This window comes from Phenylobacterium sp. (genome assembly GCF_041920015.1).
Classification (GTDB): Bacteria; Pseudomonadota; Alphaproteobacteria; order Caulobacterales; family Caulobacteraceae; genus Phenylobacterium.
The window spans coordinates 21,192-41,627 of the sequence record NZ_JAYRST010000023.1 but is presented as its reverse complement, the minus strand read 5'-3'; the positions used below and the strand labels follow the sequence as shown (position 1 = coordinate 41,627).

The 20,436-nt window shown below is 70.3% G+C and carries 27 protein-coding genes; 11 read left to right on the top strand and 16 right to left on the bottom strand.

The genetic code is table 11. The annotated features are described in order from the left end of the window. Window positions 1-218 precede the first annotated feature (218 nt). A complete protein-coding gene (locus tag ACE3TL_RS07155) occupies window positions 219-1,577 on the bottom strand; it encodes an amidohydrolase family protein (protein ID WP_374578030.1) in 1,359 nt (452 codons plus the stop codon). Window positions 1,578-1,793: 216 nt separating this feature from the next. Between ACE3TL_RS07155 and ACE3TL_RS07150 the strand changes: the two genes are divergently transcribed. The 3 genes from ACE3TL_RS07150 (at window position 1,794) to ACE3TL_RS07140 (ending at window position 3,948) form a co-directional block, all read left to right on the top strand. Then, on the top strand, window positions 1,794-2,606 hold the full coding sequence (locus tag ACE3TL_RS07150) for an SDR family NAD(P)-dependent oxidoreductase (protein WP_374578029.1): 813 nt from the start codon (window positions 1,794-1,796) through the stop codon (window positions 2,604-2,606). A gap of 152 nt (window positions 2,607-2,758) precedes the next feature. Then, window positions 2,759-3,124 carry a PleD family two-component system response regulator gene (locus ACE3TL_RS07145; RefSeq protein ID WP_374533937.1) on the top strand — a complete coding sequence of 122 codons (366 nt, stop codon included), beginning with the start codon at window positions 2,759-2,761 and terminating at the stop codon, window positions 3,122-3,124. Next, window positions 3,121-3,948, top strand: a complete 828-nt coding sequence (locus ACE3TL_RS07140) for a protein-glutamate O-methyltransferase CheR (RefSeq protein WP_374578028.1) — start codon at window positions 3,121-3,123, stop codon at window positions 3,946-3,948. The genes ACE3TL_RS07145 and ACE3TL_RS07140 overlap by 4 nt, the downstream gene beginning before the upstream one ends. A 31-nt stretch (window positions 3,949-3,979) precedes the next feature. Here the strand turns inward: ACE3TL_RS07140 and ACE3TL_RS07135 are convergent, their stop codons facing one another. The 4 genes from ACE3TL_RS07135 to ACE3TL_RS07120 are packed head-to-tail and all read right to left on the bottom strand — an operon-like array spanning window position 3,980 to window position 6,691. Next, window positions 3,980-4,117 carry an entericidin A/B family lipoprotein gene (locus ACE3TL_RS07135; protein WP_374533939.1) on the bottom strand — a complete coding sequence of 46 codons (138 nt, stop codon included), beginning with the start codon at window positions 4,115-4,117 and terminating at the stop codon, window positions 3,980-3,982. Between the two features lie 42 nt (window positions 4,118-4,159). Beyond that, window positions 4,160-5,884 carry a sensor histidine kinase gene (locus ACE3TL_RS07130; RefSeq protein ID WP_374578027.1) on the bottom strand — a complete coding sequence of 575 codons (1,725 nt, stop codon included), beginning with the start codon at window positions 5,882-5,884 and terminating at the stop codon, window positions 4,160-4,162. A gap of 13 nt (window positions 5,885-5,897) precedes the next feature. Then, window positions 5,898-6,503, bottom strand: coding sequence for a sigma-70 family RNA polymerase sigma factor (locus ACE3TL_RS07125; protein WP_374578026.1), 606 nt, complete (start codon window positions 6,501-6,503; stop codon window positions 5,898-5,900). Further along, complete coding sequence (locus ACE3TL_RS07120; RefSeq protein WP_374578032.1) at window positions 6,503-6,691, bottom strand: NepR family anti-sigma factor; 189 nt, start codon at window positions 6,689-6,691, stop codon at window positions 6,503-6,505. Before ACE3TL_RS07120 ends, ACE3TL_RS07125 begins: the two co-directional genes overlap by 1 nt. A gap of 225 nt (window positions 6,692-6,916) precedes the next feature. Between ACE3TL_RS07120 and ACE3TL_RS07115 the strand changes: the two genes are divergently transcribed. Both ACE3TL_RS07115 and ACE3TL_RS07110 read left to right on the top strand, forming a co-directional pair. Then, the gene (locus tag ACE3TL_RS07115) at window positions 6,917-7,711 is read left to right on the top strand and encodes a response regulator (protein ID WP_374578025.1); all 795 of its coding nucleotides are present in this window, start codon (window positions 6,917-6,919) and stop codon (window positions 7,709-7,711) included. Window positions 7,712-7,790: 79 nt separating this feature from the next. Continuing rightward, window positions 7,791-7,964, top strand: coding sequence for a DUF1328 domain-containing protein (locus ACE3TL_RS07110; RefSeq protein ID WP_374578024.1), 174 nt, complete (start codon window positions 7,791-7,793; stop codon window positions 7,962-7,964). 46 nt (window positions 7,965-8,010) lie between these two features. Here ACE3TL_RS07110 and ACE3TL_RS07105 read toward each other — a convergent pair whose 3' ends face one another. Together ACE3TL_RS07105 and ACE3TL_RS07100 are read right to left on the bottom strand one after the other, a co-directional pair. Beyond that, window positions 8,011-8,262, bottom strand: a complete 252-nt coding sequence (locus ACE3TL_RS07105) for a hypothetical protein (protein ID WP_374578023.1) — start codon at window positions 8,260-8,262, stop codon at window positions 8,011-8,013. A gap of 12 nt (window positions 8,263-8,274) precedes the next feature. Beyond that, window positions 8,275-8,457: a hypothetical protein gene (locus tag ACE3TL_RS07100; RefSeq protein WP_374578022.1), complete on the bottom strand. Its 183-nt coding sequence runs from the start codon at window positions 8,455-8,457 to the stop codon at window positions 8,275-8,277. A 146-nt stretch (window positions 8,458-8,603) separates the two neighbouring features. Here ACE3TL_RS07100 and ACE3TL_RS07095 point away from each other — a divergent pair, with 146 nt between their 5' ends. Further along, window positions 8,604-8,942, top strand: coding sequence for a hypothetical protein (locus ACE3TL_RS07095; RefSeq protein WP_374578021.1), 339 nt, complete (start codon window positions 8,604-8,606; stop codon window positions 8,940-8,942). 189 nt (window positions 8,943-9,131) lie between these two features. Here the strand turns inward: ACE3TL_RS07095 and ACE3TL_RS07090 are convergent, their stop codons facing one another. Then, a complete protein-coding gene (locus ACE3TL_RS07090) occupies window positions 9,132-9,590 on the bottom strand; it encodes an OmpA family protein (RefSeq protein WP_374578020.1) in 459 nt (152 codons plus the stop codon). An 80-nt stretch (window positions 9,591-9,670) separates the two neighbouring features. Further along, on the bottom strand, window positions 9,671-10,003 hold the full coding sequence (locus tag ACE3TL_RS07085; protein WP_374578031.1) for a YMGG-like glycine zipper-containing protein: 333 nt from the start codon (window positions 10,001-10,003) through the stop codon (window positions 9,671-9,673). 140 nt (window positions 10,004-10,143) lie between these two features. On the opposite strand from ACE3TL_RS07085, the gene ACE3TL_RS07080 reads away from it, so the two are divergent. Both ACE3TL_RS07080 and ACE3TL_RS07075 read left to right on the top strand, forming a co-directional pair. Then, window positions 10,144-11,031: a diacylglycerol kinase family protein gene (locus ACE3TL_RS07080; protein ID WP_374578019.1), complete on the top strand. Its 888-nt coding sequence runs from the start codon at window positions 10,144-10,146 to the stop codon at window positions 11,029-11,031. After that, window positions 11,028-11,810, top strand: a complete 783-nt coding sequence (locus ACE3TL_RS07075; RefSeq protein WP_374578018.1) for a metallophosphoesterase — start codon at window positions 11,028-11,030, stop codon at window positions 11,808-11,810. The genes ACE3TL_RS07080 and ACE3TL_RS07075 overlap by 4 nt, the downstream gene beginning before the upstream one ends. Before the next feature lie 80 nt (window positions 11,811-11,890). On the opposite strand, the gene ACE3TL_RS07070 is transcribed toward ACE3TL_RS07075, so the two are convergent. From ACE3TL_RS07070 to ACE3TL_RS07055, 4 genes are all read right to left on the bottom strand, one after another. Continuing rightward, window positions 11,891-12,064 (bottom strand): DUF1328 domain-containing protein, encoded by a 174-nt coding sequence (locus ACE3TL_RS07070; RefSeq protein WP_082532120.1) that lies wholly within the window; start codon window positions 12,062-12,064, stop codon window positions 11,891-11,893. A gap of 72 nt (window positions 12,065-12,136) precedes the next feature. Then, on the bottom strand, window positions 12,137-12,763 hold the full coding sequence (locus ACE3TL_RS07065) for a superoxide dismutase (protein WP_374578017.1): 627 nt from the start codon (window positions 12,761-12,763) through the stop codon (window positions 12,137-12,139). A gap of 73 nt (window positions 12,764-12,836) precedes the next feature. Then, the gene (locus ACE3TL_RS07060; protein ID WP_374578016.1) at window positions 12,837-13,226 is read right to left on the bottom strand and encodes a hypothetical protein; all 390 of its coding nucleotides are present in this window, start codon (window positions 13,224-13,226) and stop codon (window positions 12,837-12,839) included. Further along, window positions 13,223-13,546 carry a hypothetical protein gene (locus ACE3TL_RS07055; protein WP_374578015.1) on the bottom strand — a complete coding sequence of 108 codons (324 nt, stop codon included), beginning with the start codon at window positions 13,544-13,546 and terminating at the stop codon, window positions 13,223-13,225. The genes ACE3TL_RS07060 and ACE3TL_RS07055 overlap by 4 nt, the downstream gene beginning before the upstream one ends. Window positions 13,547-13,740: 194 nt before the next feature. Between ACE3TL_RS07055 and ACE3TL_RS07050 the strand changes: the two genes are divergently transcribed. Then, entirely contained in the window at window positions 13,741-15,153 is a 1,413-nt protein-coding gene (locus tag ACE3TL_RS07050) for an HWE histidine kinase domain-containing protein (protein ID WP_374578014.1), read from the top strand. 98 nt (window positions 15,154-15,251) lie between these two features. After that, on the top strand, window positions 15,252-16,061 hold the full coding sequence (locus tag ACE3TL_RS07045; RefSeq protein ID WP_374578013.1) for a class I SAM-dependent methyltransferase: 810 nt from the start codon (window positions 15,252-15,254) through the stop codon (window positions 16,059-16,061). Here the strand turns inward: ACE3TL_RS07045 and ACE3TL_RS07040 are convergent. Further along, window positions 16,058-16,855: an alpha/beta fold hydrolase gene (locus tag ACE3TL_RS07040; RefSeq protein WP_374578012.1), complete on the bottom strand. Its 798-nt coding sequence runs from the start codon at window positions 16,853-16,855 to the stop codon at window positions 16,058-16,060. The genes ACE3TL_RS07045 and ACE3TL_RS07040 overlap by 4 nt on opposite strands. 65 nt (window positions 16,856-16,920) lie before the next feature. Here ACE3TL_RS07040 and ACE3TL_RS07035 point away from each other — a divergent pair, with 65 nt between their 5' ends. Continuing rightward, complete coding sequence (locus ACE3TL_RS07035) at window positions 16,921-17,616, top strand: VIT family protein (protein WP_374578011.1); 696 nt, start codon at window positions 16,921-16,923, stop codon at window positions 17,614-17,616. Window positions 17,617-17,618: 2 nt separating this feature from the next. Here ACE3TL_RS07035 and ACE3TL_RS07030 read toward each other — a convergent pair whose 3' ends face one another. Together ACE3TL_RS07030 and ACE3TL_RS07025 are read right to left on the bottom strand one after the other, a co-directional pair. Next, a complete protein-coding gene (locus ACE3TL_RS07030) occupies window positions 17,619-19,133 on the bottom strand; it encodes a M20/M25/M40 family metallo-hydrolase (protein WP_374578010.1) in 1,515 nt (504 codons plus the stop codon). 94 nt (window positions 19,134-19,227) lie between these two features. Then, window positions 19,228-20,430, bottom strand: coding sequence for a CaiB/BaiF CoA transferase family protein (locus tag ACE3TL_RS07025; RefSeq protein ID WP_374578009.1), 1,203 nt, complete (start codon window positions 20,428-20,430; stop codon window positions 19,228-19,230). Window positions 20,431-20,436 lie beyond the last annotated feature (6 nt).

The following is a 20,436-nucleotide window of genomic DNA, read 5'->3' as shown; positions in this document are numbered from 1 at the left end:
AGCAGGATGCGGCTCGGCCGCGCCTCGCCCTTCAATTCAGACGCGAATGGGTCCCGGTCTTGCTTCGCAAACCGGGAGGACACTCATATGCGATTGCCCTGCCCGCTGGGGGAGGTGGATCGGCGCAAGGCGCCGAGACGGAGGGGGCCTGCGGAGTCAGAAATCCCCCTCAGTCGGCATTCGCCGACAGCTCCCCCGGAGGGGGAGCAATGCGGCCCCTAGTTCGGCGGGAACGGCGCGCGCTGGCCGCCGATCCTGGCGACCGTTCCGCGGTGCATGACGAAGGTCGGGCGCTCCAGTTGGGTGACGTCGGCCAGTGGGCTCGAGGCCACGGCGATGATGTCGGCGTCCTTGCCCGGCTCCAGCGTGCCGATGCTGGCCGAGCGGCCCAACAGGTCGGCGGCGTTCACCGTCGCGGCCTTGATCGCCTCGGCCGGGGTCATGCCGACGCTGACCATCAGGGCGAATTCCTTACCGTTGTCGCCGTGGGCCGAGACCCCGGTGTCGGTGCCGAAGGCGATCTTCACGCCCGAGGCGATGGCGCGCTTGTGGTTCTCCATCGCCGCCTTGGCGGCGACCTCGGCCTTGTCCAGCGAGGCTTTCGAGCGCGCCCCGGCGCGGGCCTGCTCCAGCGCCGTCTGCGGCGCCAGCATGGTCGGCACGAAATAGGCGCCGGTCTTCTTGAACAGGGCGTCGGTCTGCGGCGTGCCGAAGGTGCCGTGCTCGATCGAATCGACCCCGGCGTTCAGCGCCGCCAGGATGCCGTCGGTCCCATGGGCGTGGGCGGCGACCTTGCGCCCGAACATGTGGGCGGTCTCGACCACGGCCTTCATCTCGTCGTCGAACATCTGGGCGCCCAGGCCGCCGGCCACGTTCGACAGCACCCCGCCGGTGGCGGTGAACTTGATGACGTCCGCGCCCTGGCCGATCTGGCTGCGCACCGCGCGGCGGCAGTCCTCGGGGCCGTTGCAGACGTTCTCGGCGTGGCGGTGGGCGAGGTCCGCCATGTCGCGGTTCAGGTTGTTGGACCCGTCGCCGTGGCCGCCGGTGACCGAGATGGCGCGGCCGGCCGCCACGATGGTCGGGCCGGTGACCAGGCCCTTGTCGATCCCGTCGCGCAGGGCGGTGACGCCGTGAATGTCGCTGCCCAGGTCGCGGATGGTGGTGAAGCCGGCTTCCAGGGTGCGGCGGGCGTTGTCGATCGCGATCACCATGTTGTCTTCGATGTCGCGGTTATAGCCCTCCATCCGGGCCTTCACCTTGTCGTCGTCGCTGAAGATGTGGACGTGGCTGTCGATCAGTCCGGGCAGCACGAACTGGTCGCGCAGGTCCAGCACCTGGGCGCCGGGCGCGCCGACCGTCTCGGGCGCGGCGAAGCCGTCGCGCACCGCTTCGATCTTGCCGCCCCGCACAACAAGGGTGCTGGCGCCGCGCGGCGCCTGGCCCGGCTTGTCCAGCAGGGCGCCGGCATGGATCACCACGGCCTTGGCGGCGGCGGGCTGGCCCTGCGCGCCCGCATGGCCGGCCAACCCCAGGCCCAGCAGCATGGCGACGACGGACGTGGCGACTCTACGCATGGATGTTCCCCCCTTGTGACGCTCGCACTCTAGCTTCCGCGCCGCCGCCGTCCAGGCGGCTCGGCATGGGGGCGAGCGGAACGGGCTGGCCTCGCCGCCGCGCCCGTAGTTTCATCGCTCCACGGGCCTGCGGCCCGGTTCTCGATAAGACCCCCCATGGGCCTGCGGCCCGGTTCTCGATAAGACCAAAGACATTTCATTAGGGAGATTTCGAACATGGCTGTCATCAATCCCAACGGGTCGCTGAAGGGCCGCGTCGCCCTGGTCACCGGCGCCAGCCGCGGCATCGGCGAGGCGATCTGCGCGCGCCTGGCCCAGGAGGGCGCCAAGGTCGTCGCCTCGGCCCGCACCGCCGAGAGCGGCGAGAGCCGCCTGCCGGGCACCTTGCACGACACCGTCGACCGTATCCGCAAGGCCGGCGGCGAGGCGGCCTTCATCAAGGCCGACCTGGCCCAGGCCATCGAGCGCGAGCGCCTGGTGGAGGAGGCTTCGGCCCTCTACGGCCCCGTCGACATCCTCATCAACAACGCCGCCATCACCTATTTCATCCCGGTCGAGGAATTCCCCGAAAAGCGCTTCAAGCTGATGATGGAGGTGCAGGTCTACGCGCCGTTCCACCTCTCCCAGCTCGTCATCCCGGGCATGCGCGACAAGGGCGGCGGCTGGATCGTCAACATCTCCTCGCCGGCCGGCATCCACCCGAAGCAGCCCTATGGCGCGGCGCGCGGCGGCACGGTCTACGGCATGTGCAAGGCCGCGCTGGAGCGGTTCTCCACCGGCCTGGCTTCGGAGGTCTATAGCGACAACATCGCGGTCAACGTCGTCTCGCCCGGCCTGGTCGACACCCCCGGCGTCGCCGTCCACGGCCTCATCAACGAGGCGACCAAGGACCGCGTCCAGCCGATCGAGTACATCGCCGAGGCGGTCTACCGCCTGGCCAGCGGCGATCCGAAGACGGTGACCGGCCGCGTGGACTACGCCGAGCCGCTGCTGAAGGAGCTGGGCGTCACGCCCGCCGAACTGGTCTAGCCAAGCGTTCTTTTCCTCCCCTGCGCAGCGGGGGAGGAAATCGCATCCGTGATCCCGCTCGCCCCGCGCTTCGCCCGCAGGAATCTTTCGCGCGCCCATACGGCTCCTTAACCAACCCCCGTCAGAAACGGGCTGGAAGGGAGGCGTTCCACTTGAAGACCTGCCTGGTCGTCGACGACAGCCGTGTGATCCGCAAGGTCGCGCGCCGCATCCTGGAGGACATCGGCTTCGACATCGCCGAGGCGTCCGATGGGCTGGAGGCGCTCGCCTGGTGCCGGGCGGCCATGCCCGACGCGGTGCTGCTCGACTGGAACATGCCGGTGATGACGGGGATCGAGTTCCTGAAGATCCTGCGCGCCGAGCCGGGGGGCGAGCGCCCCACCGTGGTCTTCTGCACGGTCGAGAACGACGTGGACCGCATCCGCGAGGCGCTGGACTGCGGCGCCGACGAATACATCATGAAGCCGTTCGACGGCGACATCATCGCCGTCAAGTTCGCCGAGGCGGGCCTGACATGAGCCCCCAGGACCGCGAACTCGTCGCCCAGCTCTGCGCCGCCAGGGCCGGTCTCCACGTCGATCCCGACAAGAGCTATCTGATCGAGAGCCGGCTGGGCTCCGTCGCGCGGCGCGAGGGCTTCGGCTCGCTGGAGGACATGATGGCCGCCCTGCGCCAGAAGCGCGAGGACCGCCTGGCCTGGGGGATCGTCGAGGCGATGGCGCCGACCGAAAGCGCCTTCTTCCGCGACCGGACGCCTTTCGCCCTGTTCCGCGAGGAGGTCCTGCCCACGATCGTCAACCTGCGCGGCGGCGAGCCGGTGCGCATCTGGTCGGCCGCCTGCGCCGCGGGCCAGGAGGCCTATTCCCTGGCGATGATCGTCGAGGACGAGCGGAGCAAGCTGCCGGGCCTGAAGGTCGAGCTGTTCGGCTCCGACATCGGCGAGCGCCAGCTCGAAAAGGCCCAGAGCGGCTTCTACACCCAGTTCGAGGTGCAGCGCGGCCTGCCCATCCGCCTGCTCATCCGCCATTTCGAGCGGGATGGAGAAATGTGGGCGATCTCGCCCCGCATCCGCCAGATGGTGCGCTGGCGGCGCGTGAACCTCGTCGCCGACCTCAGCACGGCGGGGCGGTTCGACGTGATCTTCTGCCGCTACGTGATTTCCGGCCTGGTCGAACCGATGCGGGTGCGGCTGCTGGAAAACCTCGCCCGGGCGCTGGCGCCCGAGGGCTTCCTGTTCCTGGGCCAGGACGAGGACGTCGCCGGCCTCCAGGGCGCCTTCCAGCCGGTCGGCGGAAGGCCCGGCCTCTATGCGAGGAACCCGGCCTTCCGCATCGCGGCCTGACCGCCCTTTTCGGGCGGCGCCGGTCGGGCGCCTACTTCTTGGCGTCTTCGGCGGTGTTGGTGACGGCCTGGCCGGCGGCCTTCACGTCGCGGCCGGCGCCGGAGATCGTGTTGCAGGCGGTGACGGCCAGGCTGGCGGCCAGAACGGCCAGGACCACAAACTTGCGCATGGAATGCCTCTCTCGGGGAGTGAAGTTGCCAGGCAAAAACGGTCAAGCTGCGGCCTGGTTCCCCCTCGGCGCGCTCCGCCGATTGCCGTGATCTTCGGTCGGCGTGGGGAAGATCAGGCGCGCGGTGACGCCCCCCGTCGCATTGCGGACCACCTCCGAGCGGCCGCGCAACTGGCGGCCGAAGGCGGTCATCAACGTGCGGCCGACGCCCGATGAGGTGAGGGCGTCTTCGGGCGGTTCGCCGTCGTCGCTGATCTCCAGTTCGGCCTCCTCGCCGCGCACGGTGAAGTTGACGGTCAGGGCGCCGCCGCGACCGGCGAAGGCGTGCTTCTGGGCGTTGGTCACCGCCTCCACCGCGAACAGGGCCAGCGGCGCCAGGCGGTCGGGGTCGATCACCAGGTCGTCGACATGGATGTCGGTCCGCACCTGGGCGCCGTGCGGCCCGTCGGCGGCGATGAGCTGGGCGGTCAGCTCCTCCAGGAAGGCCCGCAGGTCGACCCGCTTCAGGTCCGGCCCCTGGTAGAGCGCCCGATAGATCAGGGCGAGCGCGGTGATCCGCTGGCGGGTGTCGGACATCGCCGCGCGCGCCGCCGGGTCCGACAGCGCCCGCTGCTGCATGTTGAGCAGGGACGAGATGACCTGAAGGTTGTTCTTCACCCGATGGTGGATCTCGCGCATCAGGTCGTCCTTCTGCGCCAGGGAGTCGCGCAGCGAGGCGTCGCGCCCGACGATGGCGTCGGCCATGTCCTCCAGCGTCTCGGCCAGGTCGCGGATCTCCGGCGGCGCCTGTTCTGCCTGCACCGGCCGCACGGTCAGGCGCCCGCGGGCGTAGAGGGCGGCGATGCGCTGCAGATAGGCGATCCAGCGGATCACCACCCGCTCGGTCACCACCGACACCGCCACCAGGGCCAGGATGAAGGTCAGTATCGGGAAGACGATGCTGGTCAGCGGGTTGAGCGTCGCCCAGGTGAAGAGGCCGCCCGAGCGCGCCGACAGCACCACGAACAGCTCGTCCCCCACCAGGGGCGCGGCCGAATAGACCCGCCGGTCGCCGCGTTCGTCGCGGGCGTACCAGACCAGCGAGCCCTGTTTCAGCGCCTTGGCCCGCCAGTCGGCCGGCAGGATGGGGAAGGCTTCCTTGTCGGTGGCGTTGATATATTTGCCCTCGCCGTCGGCCAGGGCGACCTCGGCCTCTTCCGGCAGGGAGCGGTCGGCCGTCCGCGGGGCCAGGCTCTCCAGGGTGATGACCGCCACCAGGGCGCCGTCGAAACCTATAGCCCGATCCTTGGCGGGCACCGCGGCCAGCAGGGCGGGGACCGTGGCGTAGGTCGCGCCCGCGTCGCGCGTGATGACCAGGCTGTCGCCGGCCGCCAGCCGTTGGAACCATGGCCGTGTCTGGCGTAGCGGATCGGCCGGCACCGTGCCGCCGGCGCAGGCCACCCGGCCGATGCGGTCGAAGCGGATCAGGTTCTGATAGCCGGGGATGCGCTGGCTGACCTCGGCCAGCCGCTGGGCGCAGTTGAAGCCGACCGAGCCGGGGGCCAGGGTTTCCAGCAGGATGTCGGCCGCCTCCATCCGCGCCCGCGCCGTCGCGGCGCTGCGCTCGGAGGCCGCGGCCAGCTCCTCGCGGAGCTGCACCGCCTCGCGGCGGAAGGCGATCGCCGATTGCAGCACGCCCAGGATCATCACCGGCAACAGGGCGGCCGCCAGCGCCGCGGTCAGCCGGACCCGTATGGTTGAGAGAGATCCCCAGGGCGCGCTGTCCATCCTCCTCGTCCTGTCAGCGAGCGCTGCTCAGGCGCTCCGCATCCGCAAGGATGGCGCCCATGGCGTCGCTGGCGGCGCTTCCATCGCGTTCGTAGGAACCGTCCTCCAGAATGGCGTGCAGGGCCTTTCGCGCGCGGCTCACCCGGCTCTTCACCGTCCCGACCGCGCAGCCGCAGATCTCGGCCGCTTCCTCGTAGGCGAAGCCTCCCGCGCCGACCAGGATCAGCGCCTCGCGCTGCTCGGCCGGCAGCGCCGCCAGGCTCAGCCGCAGCTCGTCCAGCGCCACCGGCGCCTCGGGGTCGTCCACCGCCACCAGCGTCCGCTCGGCCGCCTCCTGGTCGAGCTGGCTCTGGCGCCAGGACCGGCGCTTTTCGGAATAGAACTGGTTGCGCAGGATCATGAAGGTCCAGGCCTTCATGTTGGTGCCCATCTGGAAGCTGGCGCGTGCGTCCCAGGCCTTCATCATCGCGTCCTGCGCCAGGTCGTCGGCGCTGGCCGGATCGCCCGCCAGGGTGCGGGCGAAGGCGCGCAGGTGGGGGATCAGCCCCACCAGTTCGCGCTTGAAGGCCTCGTCAGTCCCGGACTTTCCGCTCGGGCCGGCGTTGCTGGCGGAGGCCATCAGTCATTCTCCGCCGTCTTCTTGTCCGCCTGGCGAAGGATGGCGAGGAACTCCTCGGGAACGGGCTCGCTGACCACCTCGTCGAACATTTGCCGCAGGCGAACGCCGATGGCCTGCTGGCGCAGGCGCGCTTCGTCCAGCGCGGCAGGCGCGCGTCGACGGTCCTCTGAAGCACTTTGTTCGATCATGTCACCGGCGCCCGGCTTGCGCAGAGCTTGCCCCCTCGGTTCCTTCTGGTCGCCCGTCAACGCCTCACCCTACCCAGGGTTCCACAAAGTAAAGTTCATAACATGCAGAAAACCGGGTTCTGAGGGAACCGGTTCCCAAGGGCCGCGTTTGGGGCGAATGTCGGCTCCCGCCAGGGGAGTGTTTCCCTGTGGCCGGGACATGATCTTCAAAGGGAGGGGTTTGATTTGAGTCTGCTTGCCCGGTTGGCTCCGCATCTGCCGTATGTGCGCCGCTACGCCCGCGCCCTGACCGGCGACCAGACGACGGGCGATCACTATGTCCGGGTGGCGCTGGAGGCTCTCGCCGCCGGCGACCGGGTGCTGGAGGCCAGCCTCACGCCGCGCGTCGCCCTCTATCATGTGTTCCACGCCATCTGGCTCAGCAGCGGCGCCCAGCTTGAGTCCCCGCGCGACGAGCAGTCGGGCGACGACGCCAGCCGCCGGCTGATGCGCATCGCCCCGCGCTCGCGCCAGGCGTTCCTGCTGACCGCCCTGGAAGGGTTCACGCCCTCCGAGGCGGCCCAGATCCTCGGGGTCGAGTTCCCGGAGATCGAGCGGCTGATCGCCGAGGCCCAAGCCGAGATCGACGCCGAACTGGCCACCGACGTCCTCATCATCGAGGACGAGCCGGTGATCGCCGCCGACATCGAGGCCCTGGTGACCGAGATCGGCCATACGGTGGTCGACATCGCCGCCACCCGCACCGAGGCGGTCGACGCCGTCGCCCGCAAGACGCCGGGCCTTGTCCTGGCCGACATCCAACTCGCCGACGGCTCGTCGGGCATCGACGCGGTGAAGGACATCCTGGCCCGCCTCGACGTGCCGGTGATCTTCATCACCGCCTTCCCCGAGCGCCTGCTGACCGGCGAGCGTCCCGAGCCCACCTTCCTCATCACCAAGCCGTTCCAGCCGGAAACGGTGAAGGCGGCCATCGGCCAGGCGCTGTTCTTCCATCCGCGCAATACGCGTCAGGCGGCTTAGGAACGGCCGCCCGGACCTCGCGTTTCCGAAACGCCGCGCCTCTCATCGGCGCGGCGTTTTGCATTCAGAGGAGACGTCAATGCTCGGTTGGGCCCTTGTCTTTGCCCTGCTCGCGGTGGTCGCGGGCGTACTCGGCTTCACGACCCTCGCCGGCTTCGCCGCCACGGCGGCCAAGATCCTGTTCGTGGTCTTCCTGGTGCTGCTGGTGGCGACCTTCGCCGTGCGCGCGTTCCGCGGGCGCTCGGTGCTCTAGCCGCGCGCCAAGCCCCGGATGTCAGGTCCGGGGCTGGCCGTCGCCGCTAGGGAGCTGGCTGGGTGGGCGAGGGCGCCGTCTGCAGGGCCGCCGGCTCGCCCATGTCGAAGTGCTGGGCGGTCCGCGCCGCGCCGGCCTTGCTGGGCAGGGTCGAGTTCAGGTCGTCGGCCCGCCAGGACCAGGCGCCGAACAGCGCCAGCGCCGCCAGGGCGGTCGAGATCGCCAGCACCCAGAACATGTGGATTCCAAAGCGCCCCTGTCGGGCGCGGGTGGCGTTCAGGCCGCGGCTGATAGCCATGTGCTTCCTCCGTTACAACGGCAGGGCGTCCAGCGGTCCGGGCGGCGTCGGGCGCAGGGCGTCATGCCGCACGACCGACATCTGGTTCAGAAGCGCGCTCGCCAGAGCCACGGTCAGGATGACCACGACCGCCAGCCAGCGTCGGCGCAGCGAGACTCCGGCGGCGGGGCCTGACCCGCGGACTTCGACCTGCATCGCCATCGCCTGCCCTCGAACGCTTGCGGGACCGCTCGCCCGCATCTGGCAAACGTCCCGGCGGCGGCTCACGTTCCCGTGGATTGCATGCGGCCGGTGTCGCAGGGGGCTTCGCGAAGGGGTCCGGGACCCCTATCTATCGTCACATGAACATCACGAAGACTGCGGCCGGGATCGTCATCGCCGGCCTCATGCTCACCGGCGCGGCGGCTGCGCCCGCCTACGCCCAGACGCCGCCGGCCACGGCTTCGGCGCTGGAGGGCAAGCTGGTGCGCGGCCAGAAGGGCGTCGTGCTCGGCGTCGTCGAGCGCGTCATCCTGCGCCCCAACGGCACGCCGGCCCAGGTGCTGGTGCGGCCCAAGGGCCCGCCGACCGCCGGCCCGCGCAGCATCGCCTATGCGGCGCTGAAGCTGGAGGGCGACAGCCTGATCGCCCCGCTGACCCAGGCCGAGTTCAACGCCATGCCGCCGGTGGCGGTCGACTGAGGTCGGCGAAAAATTTTCTCTGGCCGGGGAACGAACCCCCCGGCGGCGGGTTTAGGATTTGCGGAGGCGGCGACGCCCCCCCCGACTTGAGGCCGGCGACCATGCCGGTCTGCCGCCTCCGCACCCCTTTTCTCGATGATGCGCACTTGAGAGGCGGGCCCACGGCCCGCCTTCTTTGTATCTGCAGTCTTACGGCGCGCTCAGCTCGATGGTGACGTCGGCGCGGCGGCGCAGGGGCCGGGCCTCGCCGTCGGCGGCCGTGGCGCCGGCCTGGCCGGCCGCGGCCAGGTCGAACTCGCCGGACGGCAGGCCGTTGGCGACCAGCGCCTTGGTGACGGCGGCCACCCGCTGCTTGGACAGCTCCATGTTGGCGGCCGGCGCGCCGACCGCATCGGCCAGGCCCAGCACCCGCACCCGATCGACCTTGCACGTCTTCGCCGTGCTCGCCGCCTGGGCCAGGATCGCGCGGCCCTCGTCGGTGACCTCGGCGCTGTCGGCCTCGAAATAGATCTGCACCGTCACGTCTTCACAGGCCGGCGGCGCCTGGACGATGCGCCCCCGCGCGCCGCCCGGCGTCTCGCAACCGGCCAGGACCAGGGCGGCCGCCGCCAGCCCCAGCGCTCCGAAAGTCTTCAGCCCCGGTCCCATGATCACGTCCTGCACAAATGGAAAGGGCGGCCAGCATAGCCGACCGCCCGGTTCTCGCCAGTCAAGCCTTCGCCGGCGCCTCAGCGCGGGCTGCCGTCTTCCCAGTAGTAACGGCCGCTGCCGGAGTCGTAGTAGTAATAGCGGCCGGCGCGCTCGTCGTAATATTGGCGGCGATTGGGCGCTTCGGCCCCGCAGCCGCCGTCCTGGCGGCACCCGCGCACCGCGCCCGCCGTGCCGCCGATCGCCGCCCCGATGGCGGCCCCGGTCCCGGCGTCGCCGCCGCCGACATTGTTGCCGATCACCGCGCCGGCCAGGGCGCCCAGCGCTGCGCCCCCGGCCGCGTTGCGCTCGACATTGCCGGTGGTGGTGCAGGCCGCGAGCAGGCCTGCGCCCGCCATCGCAACCAGCGGCATGAGAGATTTGGCCTTGAGCATATGGCTCTCCTTACATATCCCGCCGACCCAACGCCTCGCGCCAAGACGAGGTTCCGGGAGGAACCGCCCCCAACCTTCGCCGTTACCGGCAGGCCGGCCTTGAGGCCGATTGAGGAGCCATGGCGCAGAAACACCGAATCACCCGCGTTGAAGCCGTGGTCAATATCGCATCCGGTACGGCTTCGCCCGAAGCGGCCGAACGCATGTCCGCCCTGCTGGCCGAGCATGGCCTCTCCGTCCGCGTCCACGCCGTCCAGGGCGAGGAGGTGGGGCGCAGCCTGCGCGCGGCGATCGATGCAGGCCCCGACCTGGTGGCGGTCCTGGCCGGCGACGGCACCGCCCGCGCCGCCGCCGAGATGGCCGGCCCCGACGGCCCGCTGATCGCGCCCCTGGCCGGCGGCACCATGAACATGCTGCCCTATGCGATCTATGGGGACGGCCCCTGGGACGAAGCCCTGGCGGGCATCCTGGAGGCGGGCGAGGAACGCGGCCTGGGCGGCGGCTGCGTCGACGGCCGCAGCTTCCTGGTCGCCGCCATCCTCGGCGCCCCGGCCCTCTGGGCTCCCGCGCGCGAGGCGATGCGGGACGGGCGCATCTCCCTGGCCCTCGGGCGCATGCGGCGGGCCTGGACGCGGGCCTTCTCGGGCCGCCTGCGTTACGCTCTCGACGGCGGCCCGCGCGGCAAGGCCGAGGCCCTGGCCTTCATGTGCCCGATCGCTTCCAAGGTGATGGCCGACGACGATCAGGCGCTGGAGGCGGCGATCATCGATCCGCAGGGCCTGGCCCAGGCCGCCCGCATCGGGCTCTCGGCCATGGTGGCCGACTGGCGCAACGACCCCTCCGTCACCTCCCTGACCTGCCGCACGGCCGGCGTCTGGGCGGCGGGGCGCATTCCGGCCGTGCTCGACGGCGAACCGGCCCGCCTGCCCTCCACGGCGCGCATCGAATGGCGGCCGAAGGTGGCGCGCATCCTGGCGCCGCCGGCCGCGCCCGCCCCGGCGGCATGATCCGGCTCGTCCACCTTTCCGACATCCATTTCGGCGGCGAGAACGTCGCCGCGGTCAAGGCGGCGGCCGATTTCGTCAACGCCGGCGCTTTCGACCTGGCCGTGGTCTCCGGCGATCTCACCCAGTTCGGCGCGGTGGGCGAGTTCGAGGCCGCCGCCGCCTGGCTCGAGACCCTGGCTCCGCCGCGGCTGGTCTGCCCTGGCAATCACGATGCGCCCTATCTCGCCTGGTGGGAGCGTTTCACCCATCCCTTCGGACGGTTCGCGCGCTTCATCGGCCCGGTCGATCCCCAGACCTTCCTGGCGCCGGGCCTGGCGGTGCGCGGCGTCAACACCGCGCGCGGCGTGCAGCCGCGCCTCAACTGGTCGAAGGGCCAGATCGCCCCGCGCCAGGCGGCCGAGGCGGCCGCCTGGTTCGCCGCCGCCCCGCCGGGCCTGCGGGTGATGGTCTGCCATCATCCGCTCGCCGAGATGATCGGCGGCCCGATGACCGCGCGGGTCTGGGGCGGGGAGGCGGCGGCCCGCATCCTGGCCGAGGGCGGGGTGGACCTGGTGCTGTCGGGTCATATCCACGCGCCGTTCGTCTGGCCCTATCCGTTCGCGGGCGGCCGCACGCACGCCGTCGGGGCCGGCACCTTGTCGGTGCGCGAACGCGGCGTCCCGCCCGGCTTCAACACCATCGAGGCCGACGCCCGCGAGATTCGTATCGTCGCCCATGCCTGGGCCGGTTCGCGGTTCGAGCCTTACCGGACCTGGACCCTGGACCGCGCGCCCGCCTAAGCGGCGTCGGGACCCCACAACGCAGAACGCCCGCCCCCTTCCTCCAGGGGCGGGCGTTCCGTTTTCAAGTGAGGTGGCTGCTAAAGCGCGCCGCGTCCTCGCACCATGTGCATGACCAACGAGACGACGAACAGGACCAGGAACACGAAGAACAGAATCTTCGCAACGCCCATGGCCGCGCCAGCGATCGAGGTAAAACCAAGCACACCTGCGATCAACGCCACCACCAGGAAAGTCAAAGCCCAACCGAGCATGTCGTTCCTCCGGAGTGTCTTACGCCGATAAGAACGTCCAGCCTGGACAGGCGTTCCGGTGACGCCTCCCGATTACGGGTGCTGCCAGCCTTTTCCGCCCGATTTGGCGGCGCTGTACTGCTCGCCGGCGAACTTCCAGTTGGGCAGGGCGTCGAACCAGGCCTTCAGGAAGCCTTCGCGGTCGTTCTTGTGATCCAGGTAATAGGCGTGCTCCCACAGGTCGCAGACCAGCAGCGGCAGGACGCCGTCGTCGCTCAGCAGGTTCTCGCCGTCATGGCTGTCGACGATGACCAGGGTTCCGTCCCGCTTGGCGGCCAGCCAGACCCAGCCGGAGCCGAAGTGGCCCACGCCCTTGGCGACGAAGTCGGTCTTGAGCTTCTCCAGCCCGCCGAGGTCGCGGTCGATGGCGGCGGCCAGGTCGCCTTCGGGAGCTTGGCGCTCACCGCTCATGCAGACCCAGAAGAAGGTGTGGTTCCACGCCTGGGCGGCGTTGTTGAACAGCTTGCGGCTCTCGGCCTTGCCGGCGGCGCCGCGGACAAGGTCTTCGAGGCTGCCGGACAGGCCCTGTTCCTCGACGATCTGGTTGGTCACGTCGAAGTAGCGCTTGTGGTGCTTGTCGTGATGCAGATGCATCGTCGCCTGCGAGATCACAGGCTCCAGGGCGGCGTAGTCGTAGGGTAGATCGGGAAGCTTGAACATCGTGTTTTCCTGGAGGGAAGCTGAATGCGCATTCGCAATCCCACGAAAACACTGAAGCTCCAACTTTGGTTCGCTATTTTTTCGTCGCTCGGCCGGCCAGCAGGGCGGACACCACGGTCGCCGTGGTGCGTGGATTCTTCAGGGCCACGGCGGCGACCGCGCCCACGATCCCCAGCGCGACCCAGGGCTTGGCCTGGGCCAGTTCAAACATTCGCGAGGTCATGTCGCGGTCCTGCTCGGGCGTCTTGCGGCGCGGGGGATTGGCCCGCAGCAGGATCATCGCCGAAATGGCGGCGGCCAGCAGGGCGGCCGCCCCGGCCACCAGCACGCCGGCCCACGCCTCGCCCACCGCCGGCGTCAGCGCCGCATGCAGCGCCATCGCCAGGAACGTGACGCAGATCACCGCCGTCGCGGCGAGCGCGACGACGGCGACGGCGTAATAGATCGCTCGCTTGAGGATCAATCTTTGCGTCCGCTGGCCAGCAGCAGACCGATCAGCAGGCCGACGCCGAGCGCCGCGCCCGTCGCCACCAGCGGGCGTTCCTTCACGCGTTCCACGACATAGCGCTGCGCGTCGTCGAACTGCTCGCCGGCGCTGTCGGCATAGGTCCGGCTTTGGGCGCGGATCTGTTCCAGCCCTTCGGAGACCACTTTCTCGAATTTCTTGGCGGCTTCGCCGAAGCTGCGCTGGGCTTCCGCCGACAGCTTGGAAGCCGACTCGGCCAAGGCGCTCGCCGTAGCCTTCGCTTCATCCTTGGCGTTGTCGACGGCGTTCGTGGCCATGTCCGTATCTCCAGGTATTCAGGTAGGTGTAGCTTTTCTCAAGCTTGGCGTCTCATGAAAGCCTTGCCGGAACGTCAAAGACAAGACCCGGTTCCGGTTATGACGAAAACCTGTTGGCTCCAAGGCCCCGAAATGGGCGCCTGCAACCTTGGGTTCCTGTCGCTCTCGCGCGAACCTGGGTTTATGGTCGCGTCATGGCGAAACCCGGCGCCGATATCCATTCCGACCACGAACGTCTCGAACTGGCGCTCCAGTCCGCGCGCCTCGGCGAGTACGATTGGGACATGGCGCGCGACGTCGTCTCGGTCAGTCCGCGCATGTCGGCGATCACCGGCCTGCCGGTCGGCGAATGGCCCGCCGAGCGCGGGGAGTTCCTCTATCGGGGCGTGCATCCCGAGGAGCGCGAGGCGACCCGGCGCAGCATCGAGGAGGCCATGCGCGCCGAGGGGCGCTTCGAGGTCGAGTATCGCCGCATCCGCGAAGACGACGGCCGCATCATCTGGACCCGCACCTCCGGCGTGCTGGTCTCCGACGAGCAGGGCCGCCCGCTGCGCGCGGTCGGGCTGGTGCAGGACATCGGCGAGCGCCGCGCCGAGGAGGATCGCCGCCGCGCCCTGATGGCCGAGCTGGACCATCGGGTGAAGAACGTGCTGGCCGCGGTCCAGGCCCTGGCGGTGCAGACCGCCAAGCGCACCACCTCGCTCGACAGCTTCCTGGCCACCTTCGCCGGCCGGCTGAAATCCATGGCCTCGGCCAACGAGCTGCTGACCGCCGCCCGTTGGCGCGGGGCCGCGGTGGGCCACCTGGCCGCGGCCGAGCTGGGCGGCATCGCCCCTGGCCAGACCCGCTGGGACGGGCCCGAACTCTTCCTCACGCCCCGCGCGGCCAACGCCCTGTCGCTGGCCCTGCACGAACTGGCCACCAATGCGGTGAAGTACGGGGCGCTTTCCACCGAGAGCGGCCGGGTCGAGGTGCGCTGGGCGCGCACGCCCGAAGGCGGCTTCGAGCTCATCTGGACCGAGACCGGCGGGCCGCCGGTCGTCGTCCCCACCCACAAGGGCTTCGGCTCGACCCTGCTCGACCAGGTGACCGGCCGCGAGCTTATGGGCGATGCGGCGGTCGAGTATCGCCGCGCCGGGGTGACCGCTCGGCTGCGCGCCGGCCCAGCCGCCGTGGTCTCGCGCCCCGAGACCGTGCCCGAGACTCCCGCGCCCCAGACCTATGAACCGGCGCCCGCCGCCCACGGCCCGGCCGACCTGCAGGGCGCGCGCGTGCTGATCGTCGAGGATGCGGTGCTGCTGGCCCTGGAGCTGGAGACCGGCCTTTCCGAAGCCGGCGCGTCCGTGGTCGGCCCGGCCTACGAACTGCAGGAAGCGCTCAATCTCCTGGGCCAGCCGATCGACGCGGCCGTGCTCGACGCCAATCTCAACGGCCTGTCGGTCACGCCGGTGGCCGAGGCCCTGGCAGCGCGCGGCGTGCCCTTCGTCTTCGCCACCGGCTATGGCGACACCGGCGCCCCGATGGGCTTCGACGCCCCGGTGATCCGCAAGCCCTACGACGTCACCCAGGTCGCCGCGGCGGTGTCGGGCCTGCTGGCGGCCGGATAGCGCCGGCCTACGGTCTGGCTGCTTAACCATGGCGAGCTGATTGGCGTTTGACTCAACTCCTGTTTGACCTAAGTCTCCGCGCCGCTCAGGAGACGCCGATGTTCAACGATCCGGATTATCTGCGCCGGGCGCAGTACGCCGACGCTCGTCATCTCGACGCGCGCGCGCGTCTGCACCGCAAGTACGGCCGCGACGACTGGTATCCGTGGGCGGCCAGCCAGATCTCCTGGAGCGAGGGCGACCGGGTGCTGGAAGTGGGCTGCGGCCCCGGCTGGTTCTGGACTGCGGCCGCCGACATCCTGCCCGCCCGTCTCGCCCTGACCCTGACCGACCTTTCCTCCGGCATGGTGGAGGCCGCCTGCGCCCGCGCCGCCCAGGCCGGGCCGGACTGGACCGTCGAGGGCCGGGCGCTCGACGCCGCCCGCCTGCCGTTCGCCGACGCCAGCTTCGACGTGGTGATGGCCTTCCACATGCTCTACCACGTGCCCGATCCGGCCCGGGCCATCGCCGAGCTGGCCCGCGTCCTGCGCCCCGGCGGCGTGGCCCTGATCACCACCAACGGCCGCGGCCACCTACGCGAGCTGGTCCAGATCGAAACCTCCGTCTGGCCCGGAGCGGCCGAGGCCGGCGCCGCCGAGCTGTTCGGGCTGGAGAACGGCCGCGATCTCCTCGAACGCGCCTTCGGCCACGTCGCCCTGCATCGCCACCACGACGACCTCGACTGCACCGATCCGGTCGACGTCGCCGCCTATCTGCGCTCCAGCCCGCCCGGCATCGACGCCACCGCCGACGAGGCCCGCGCCCTGGCCGCCGAGATCGGCCGCGTCTTCCAGGACGGCGGCGGGCGCCTGCGCATCGGCAAGGAGGCGGGCGCCTTCGTCTGCGCCGCGCCCCGCCGCGTCATCTAGCGTTTCAGGAAGTCGATCATCGCCGGGACCGCGGCGCGGTCCTGGATCATGAACAGGTGCCCGCCGTCGAAGAAGGCGAGCTCGGCGTCCGGAATACGCCCGGCCAGCCGTTCCAGCGTCTCCGGCTTGGCGATCCCGTCATGACGGCCGCCGGCCACCAGGGTCGGAGCCGAGATCTGCGCAAGGCGCTCCCAGGTGTCGTGCAGCGCGCGCGCTTCCAGTTGGCGATGGGCGCCGGCTGCATGCCCCGGCTCGTCGCCATAGGGATCGGCCGCGCCCAGGGCGATCAGCTTGGCGTAGGCCTCCGGGTTCTGCGCCGCCCATTCGTCGGTCCGCCGGACATCGGAGATCGGGGTCAGATACCGCGCCCGGTCCTCGCCCTTCAGATGCTCGATCTCGTGGAACGGGAACGAGGCGCCGCCCGCCCCGCCTGGCGAGGTGCAGGCCAGCACCAGCCGTGAGATCCGCTGCGGATGACGCAGGGCCAACTCCTGGGCGACCATGCCGCCGAACGAGACGCCGACCACGTGCGCGCGATCCCATCCCTGGCTCTCCATCAGCGCCGCCGCATCGTCCGCATATTGAGCCATGCTGTAGGGAACGTCCGGCTTGTCCGATCGCCCCAGGCCCCGCTGGTCGTAGGAGATCATGTCGAACGCCTTGGCGAAGGGGCCGTCGAACTGGTTGGGCTTGTTGCGCAGGTCGCCGCCGGTGCCGGAGATGAACAGCAGCCGCTCGCCGCTCCCCGCGCGCTCGAAATAGAATTGAAGTCCGTTCACGGCGGCGAAAGGCATGGTCGGTTTCCTGCGGATGTTCGTGCGAACCTTAGTACAAGCGCGGGCTGGGCCAAGGAGGGGGCATGAAGGCGACTCATCGGGAGAACCATCCGGTCGACCGCATCGGCTGGTTGCGGGCCGCGGTGCTGGGCGCGAACGACGGCATCGTCTCCACCGCCAGCCTGATCGTCGGCGTCGCGGCCGCGGCCCAGGGACGCCACGAGATTCTCATCGCCGGCGGCGCGGCCCTGGTGGCCGGAGCCATGTCGATGGCGGCCGGCGAATATGTCTCGGTCAGCTCCCAGCGCGACACCGAGCGCGCCGCCCTCAGCCTGGAGCGGCACGAACTGGCCACCCAGCCGCAGCTCGAACTGGAGGAGCTGGCCGGCCTCTATGTCGCCCGCGGCCTGGAGCCGGACCTCGCCCGCCAGGTCGCCGTCCAGCTCACCGCCAAGGACGCCCTGGCCGCGCACGCCCGCGACGAACTGGGCATGTCGGAGCTTACCGCAGCGCGGCCGGTGCAGGCCGCCGTCACCTCGGCGCTGACCTTCTCGGCCGGCGCGGCCCTGCCGCTGGCCGCGGCCATGCTCGCGCCCCTGCCGATGGTGACGCCGGTCGTCTTCGCCGCCTCCATCGCCTATCTCGGCGCGCTGGGGGCGCTGGGCGCCTTCCTCGGCAAGGCGCCCATGGCCAAGGCGGTGGCGCGCGTCCTGCTCTGGGGCGCGGCCGCCATGGCCGTCACCGCCGCGGTCGGCAAGGCGTTCGGCGTTGCGGTCTGAAGCTACCGGATCGCCGCGATCTCGTAGAGGAAGTCGACATAGCTCATGGTCGCCCCGACCAGGCCCTCGACCTTCGGGTTGCTGGACTCGATCACATAGTACTCGTTCGGTGCGTGCGCCCCGCTGCCGTGGCCCAGCCCGAACTGCCCGGCCGGCAGGTTGACCGGCGCCGAGGTGAAGACCGCGCCGGGCCAAGACCCGGCCAGCCGCGGATAGACGCTGACCGGCGCGCCGGCCTTTCGGTAGGTGGCGATCTCGGCCTTGATCAGGCGGCTGTTCTCGTCCGTCTCGGTCGGGTCGTAGCCGCCGGTGACGTTCAGCTCGATGTCGGTGAAGCCGCGCTTGTCCAGGTGCGCGCGGATCTTGGCCACCGCGTCGTCCTTGGTCTGGTTCGGCACCAGCCGGGTGTCGATCTTGGCCACCGCCCGGCCGGGCAGGATGGTCTTGCCGCCCGGTCCGGTATAGCCGGAGACGAGGCCCTCGATATTGATCGTCGGCTGGCTGGCCAGGCGCTCGAGCGCCTGCTCCCAGCTCATATCGTCGATCCAGCGGCCGACGCCCAGCGCCGTCTTGGCGTCGGCCTCGCTCATCTGCTTGGCGGCCATGGCCAGCAGTTCCTTCTCGCGGGCGGTCAGCGGCCGCACCTTCTCGAAATAGCCGTCGATCGCCGGGGTGTTGCCGTCGGGCGTGACCAGGGTGGCCAGCGCCGAGACCAGCCGCCAGGCCGGGCTGTCGACGCGGGCCTTCTCGCTGGAATGGATGTCGGTCTTCGGGCCCTTGCCCCACTTCGCGCCGCTGGCGACCAGTTCGAATTCCACCACGCCCTTGGCGCCCAGGTTGACGCTGACCCCGCCGTCGCTGGGGCTCTGCCAGCCGGCCGGGATCACCACGCCCTCGCACGTCTTCAGCGCGGCCAGCACCTTCGGCTGGGTGACGATCTGGCGGAAGTTCGGGCTGCCGATCTCCTCCTCGCCTTCGCAGACCAGCACGATGTTCACCGGCGGCTTCTTGCCGGCGGCGCGGATCGCGTGCAGCGCGGCCAGGAAGGTCGCCTCCGGCCCCTTCTGGTTCACCGCCCCGCGCCCGACGATGACCTTGCCGAAGCCGTCCTTGTCGACTAGGCGCGCTTCCAGCGGCGGGCTCGACCACTCGGCCGGATCGAACTGCTTCACGTCGTACATGAAGTAGATGCCGATGGTCCGCTTGGCGCCCGCGTCCAGGGTCGCGAACACGCCCGGAAAGCCGTCGGTCGCAATGCGCTCCACCTGCTGGAACCCGGCGTCCCTGGCCAGGGCCATCATGTATTCGCAGCCCTTCTCCATGTCGCGGTTCTCGGCGGCGATTGAGGGCAGGGCGATCCAGTCCTGGATGCGTTTGACCGAGGCGTCGAACCCGCCCTCGGCCGCCTTGCGGATCGTGGCCATGTCGCCGCTGGTCGCAAGGCTCAGCCCTGGCGCGAACAGGCTCGCGGCCGCGGCCCCGGTCAGCAGCGTGCGACGGTCTTGAATGATGGACATGCTCGCCCCCGAAAGAAAACCCGAGGTCGATTAGGGGCCGATATTCCCGCATCGGCAAGGGGAACCAGATGCTCCTGCGCGCCTATGGTGCAGGCTACACCACGCCCTTGGCGCGCAGCGCCTCGGCGGCTTCGGCGTCCAGGCCGATCTCGGCCAGCACCTCGTCGGTGTGCTGTCCCAGGTCCGGTCCTGGCCAGCGCACCGCGCCCGGCGTCTCCGACAGCTTGGGAAAGGCGTTCTGCATCTTCACCTTGCCGAACACCGGATGGTCCAGTTCGACGACGGCCTCGCGGGCCTTGAACTGCTCGTGCTCCAGCATGTCGGGGGCGCGGAAGATGCGCCCGCACGGCACGCCGTTCTCCTCCAGGTGCGCCAGCAGCTCGTCCAGCTTCCAGCCCTGCGTCCAGGCCGCGATGATCGCGTCCAGCTCGGCCTGGTTGGTCCCGCGCGCGGCGTGGGTCGCATAGCGCGGATCGGACGCCAGACCGGCCTGGCCCATGGCCTGGGCCAGCCGCGCGAACACCGTGTCGCCGTTGCCGCCGATCAGGATCATCTCGCCTTCCGCGCACGGATAGACGTTCGAGGGCGCGATGCCCGGCAGGATCGACCCCGACCGCTCGCGCACATAGCCGGTCAGGTCGTATTCGGTGACCAGGTTCTCCATCACCGCCAGCACGCTCTCATAGAGCGCCGCGTCGATCATCTGGCCGCGTCCCGTCCGCTCGCGCGCGTGCAGGGCCATGGTGATCCCCATCACCGCATGCATGGCGGTCAGGCTGTCGCCGATCGAGATGCCGGCCCGCGCCGGCGGGCGGTCCGGCTCGCCGGTCACGTGGCGCAGGCCGCCCATCGCCTCGCCGATCAGGCCATATCCCGCGCGGCTGGCCCACGGCCCGGTCTGGCCGAAGCCCGACACCCGCGCCACGATCAGCCGCGGATTGCGGGCGGCCAGGGTCTCGTAGCCCATGCCCCACTTCTCCAGCGTGCCGGGCCGGAAGTTCTCGATCAGCACGTCGGCCTGGTCGATCAGCTTCTGGGCGATCTCGCGACCTTCCGGCGTGCGCAGGTTCAGCGTCACCGAGCGCTTGTTGCGCCCGATCACCGGCCACCAGGGCGACAGCCCCTTGGGCAGGCTGCGCCCCCACTGGCGCATCGGGTCGCCGGTTCCGGGGTCCTCGATCTTGACCACGTCGGCCCCGAAGTCGCCCAGGATCTGGCCGCAGAAGGGGCCGGCGATCAGCGTCCCCATCTCGATGACCTTCAGGCCCTTCAGCGGCCCGTCGCCGGCTTGGCTCATCGGCGG

Excerpts from the sequence above, each read along its gene's own strand:
- ACE3TL_RS07155 (WP_374578030.1), bottom strand. The coding sequence starts at position 1,577 with ATGCGTAGAGTCGCCACGTCCGTCGTCGCCATGCTGCTGGGCCTGGGG.
- ACE3TL_RS07135 (WP_374533939.1), bottom strand. The coding sequence starts at position 4,117 with ATGCGCAAGTTTGTGGTCCTGGCCGTTCTGGCCGCCAGCCTGGCCGTC.
- ACE3TL_RS07065 (WP_374578017.1), bottom strand. The coding sequence starts at position 12,763 with ATGTTCAAGCTTCCCGATCTACCCTACGACTACGCCGCCCTGGAGCCT.
- ACE3TL_RS07080 (WP_374578019.1), top strand. The coding sequence starts at position 10,144 with ATGGCGCAGAAACACCGAATCACCCGCGTTGAAGCCGTGGTCAATATC.
- ACE3TL_RS07050 (WP_374578014.1), top strand. The coding sequence starts at position 13,741 with ATGGCGAAACCCGGCGCCGATATCCATTCCGACCACGAACGTCTCGAA.
- ACE3TL_RS07125 (WP_374578026.1), bottom strand. The coding sequence starts at position 6,503 with ATGGCCTCCGCCAGCAACGCCGGCCCGAGCGGAAAGTCCGGGACTGAC.
- ACE3TL_RS07140 (WP_374578028.1), top strand. The coding sequence starts at position 3,121 with ATGAGCCCCCAGGACCGCGAACTCGTCGCCCAGCTCTGCGCCGCCAGG.
- ACE3TL_RS07095 (WP_374578021.1), top strand. The coding sequence starts at position 8,604 with ATGAACATCACGAAGACTGCGGCCGGGATCGTCATCGCCGGCCTCATG.
- ACE3TL_RS07025 (WP_374578009.1), bottom strand. The coding sequence starts at position 20,430 with ATGAGCCAAGCCGGCGACGGGCCGCTGAAGGGCCTGAAGGTCATCGAG.
- ACE3TL_RS07055 (WP_374578015.1), bottom strand. The coding sequence starts at position 13,546 with ATGGCCACGAACGCCGTCGACAACGCCAAGGATGAAGCGAAGGCTACG.
- ACE3TL_RS07035 (WP_374578011.1), top strand. The coding sequence starts at position 16,921 with ATGAAGGCGACTCATCGGGAGAACCATCCGGTCGACCGCATCGGCTGG.
- ACE3TL_RS07030 (WP_374578010.1), bottom strand. The coding sequence starts at position 19,133 with ATGTCCATCATTCAAGACCGTCGCACGCTGCTGACCGGGGCCGCGGCC.
- ACE3TL_RS07130 (WP_374578027.1), bottom strand. The coding sequence starts at position 5,884 with ATGGACAGCGCGCCCTGGGGATCTCTCTCAACCATACGGGTCCGGCTG.
- ACE3TL_RS07070 (WP_082532120.1), bottom strand. The coding sequence starts at position 12,064 with ATGCTCGGTTGGGCTTTGACTTTCCTGGTGGTGGCGTTGATCGCAGGT.
- ACE3TL_RS07120 (WP_374578032.1), bottom strand. The coding sequence starts at position 6,691 with ATGATCGAACAAAGTGCTTCAGAGGACCGTCGACGCGCGCCTGCCGCG.
- ACE3TL_RS07105 (WP_374578023.1), bottom strand. The coding sequence starts at position 8,262 with ATGGCTATCAGCCGCGGCCTGAACGCCACCCGCGCCCGACAGGGGCGC.
- ACE3TL_RS07085 (WP_374578031.1), bottom strand. The coding sequence starts at position 10,003 with ATGCCGCTGGTTGCGATGGCGGGCGCAGGCCTGCTCGCGGCCTGCACC.
- ACE3TL_RS07090 (WP_374578020.1), bottom strand. The coding sequence starts at position 9,590 with ATGGGACCGGGGCTGAAGACTTTCGGAGCGCTGGGGCTGGCGGCGGCC.
- ACE3TL_RS07150 (WP_374578029.1), top strand. The coding sequence starts at position 1,794 with ATGGCTGTCATCAATCCCAACGGGTCGCTGAAGGGCCGCGTCGCCCTG.
- ACE3TL_RS07110 (WP_374578024.1), top strand. The coding sequence starts at position 7,791 with ATGCTCGGTTGGGCCCTTGTCTTTGCCCTGCTCGCGGTGGTCGCGGGC.
- ACE3TL_RS07040 (WP_374578012.1), bottom strand. The coding sequence starts at position 16,855 with ATGCCTTTCGCCGCCGTGAACGGACTTCAATTCTATTTCGAGCGCGCG.
- ACE3TL_RS07075 (WP_374578018.1), top strand. The coding sequence starts at position 11,028 with ATGATCCGGCTCGTCCACCTTTCCGACATCCATTTCGGCGGCGAGAAC.
- ACE3TL_RS07045 (WP_374578013.1), top strand. The coding sequence starts at position 15,252 with ATGTTCAACGATCCGGATTATCTGCGCCGGGCGCAGTACGCCGACGCT.
- ACE3TL_RS07100 (WP_374578022.1), bottom strand. The coding sequence starts at position 8,457 with ATGCAGGTCGAAGTCCGCGGGTCAGGCCCCGCCGCCGGAGTCTCGCTG.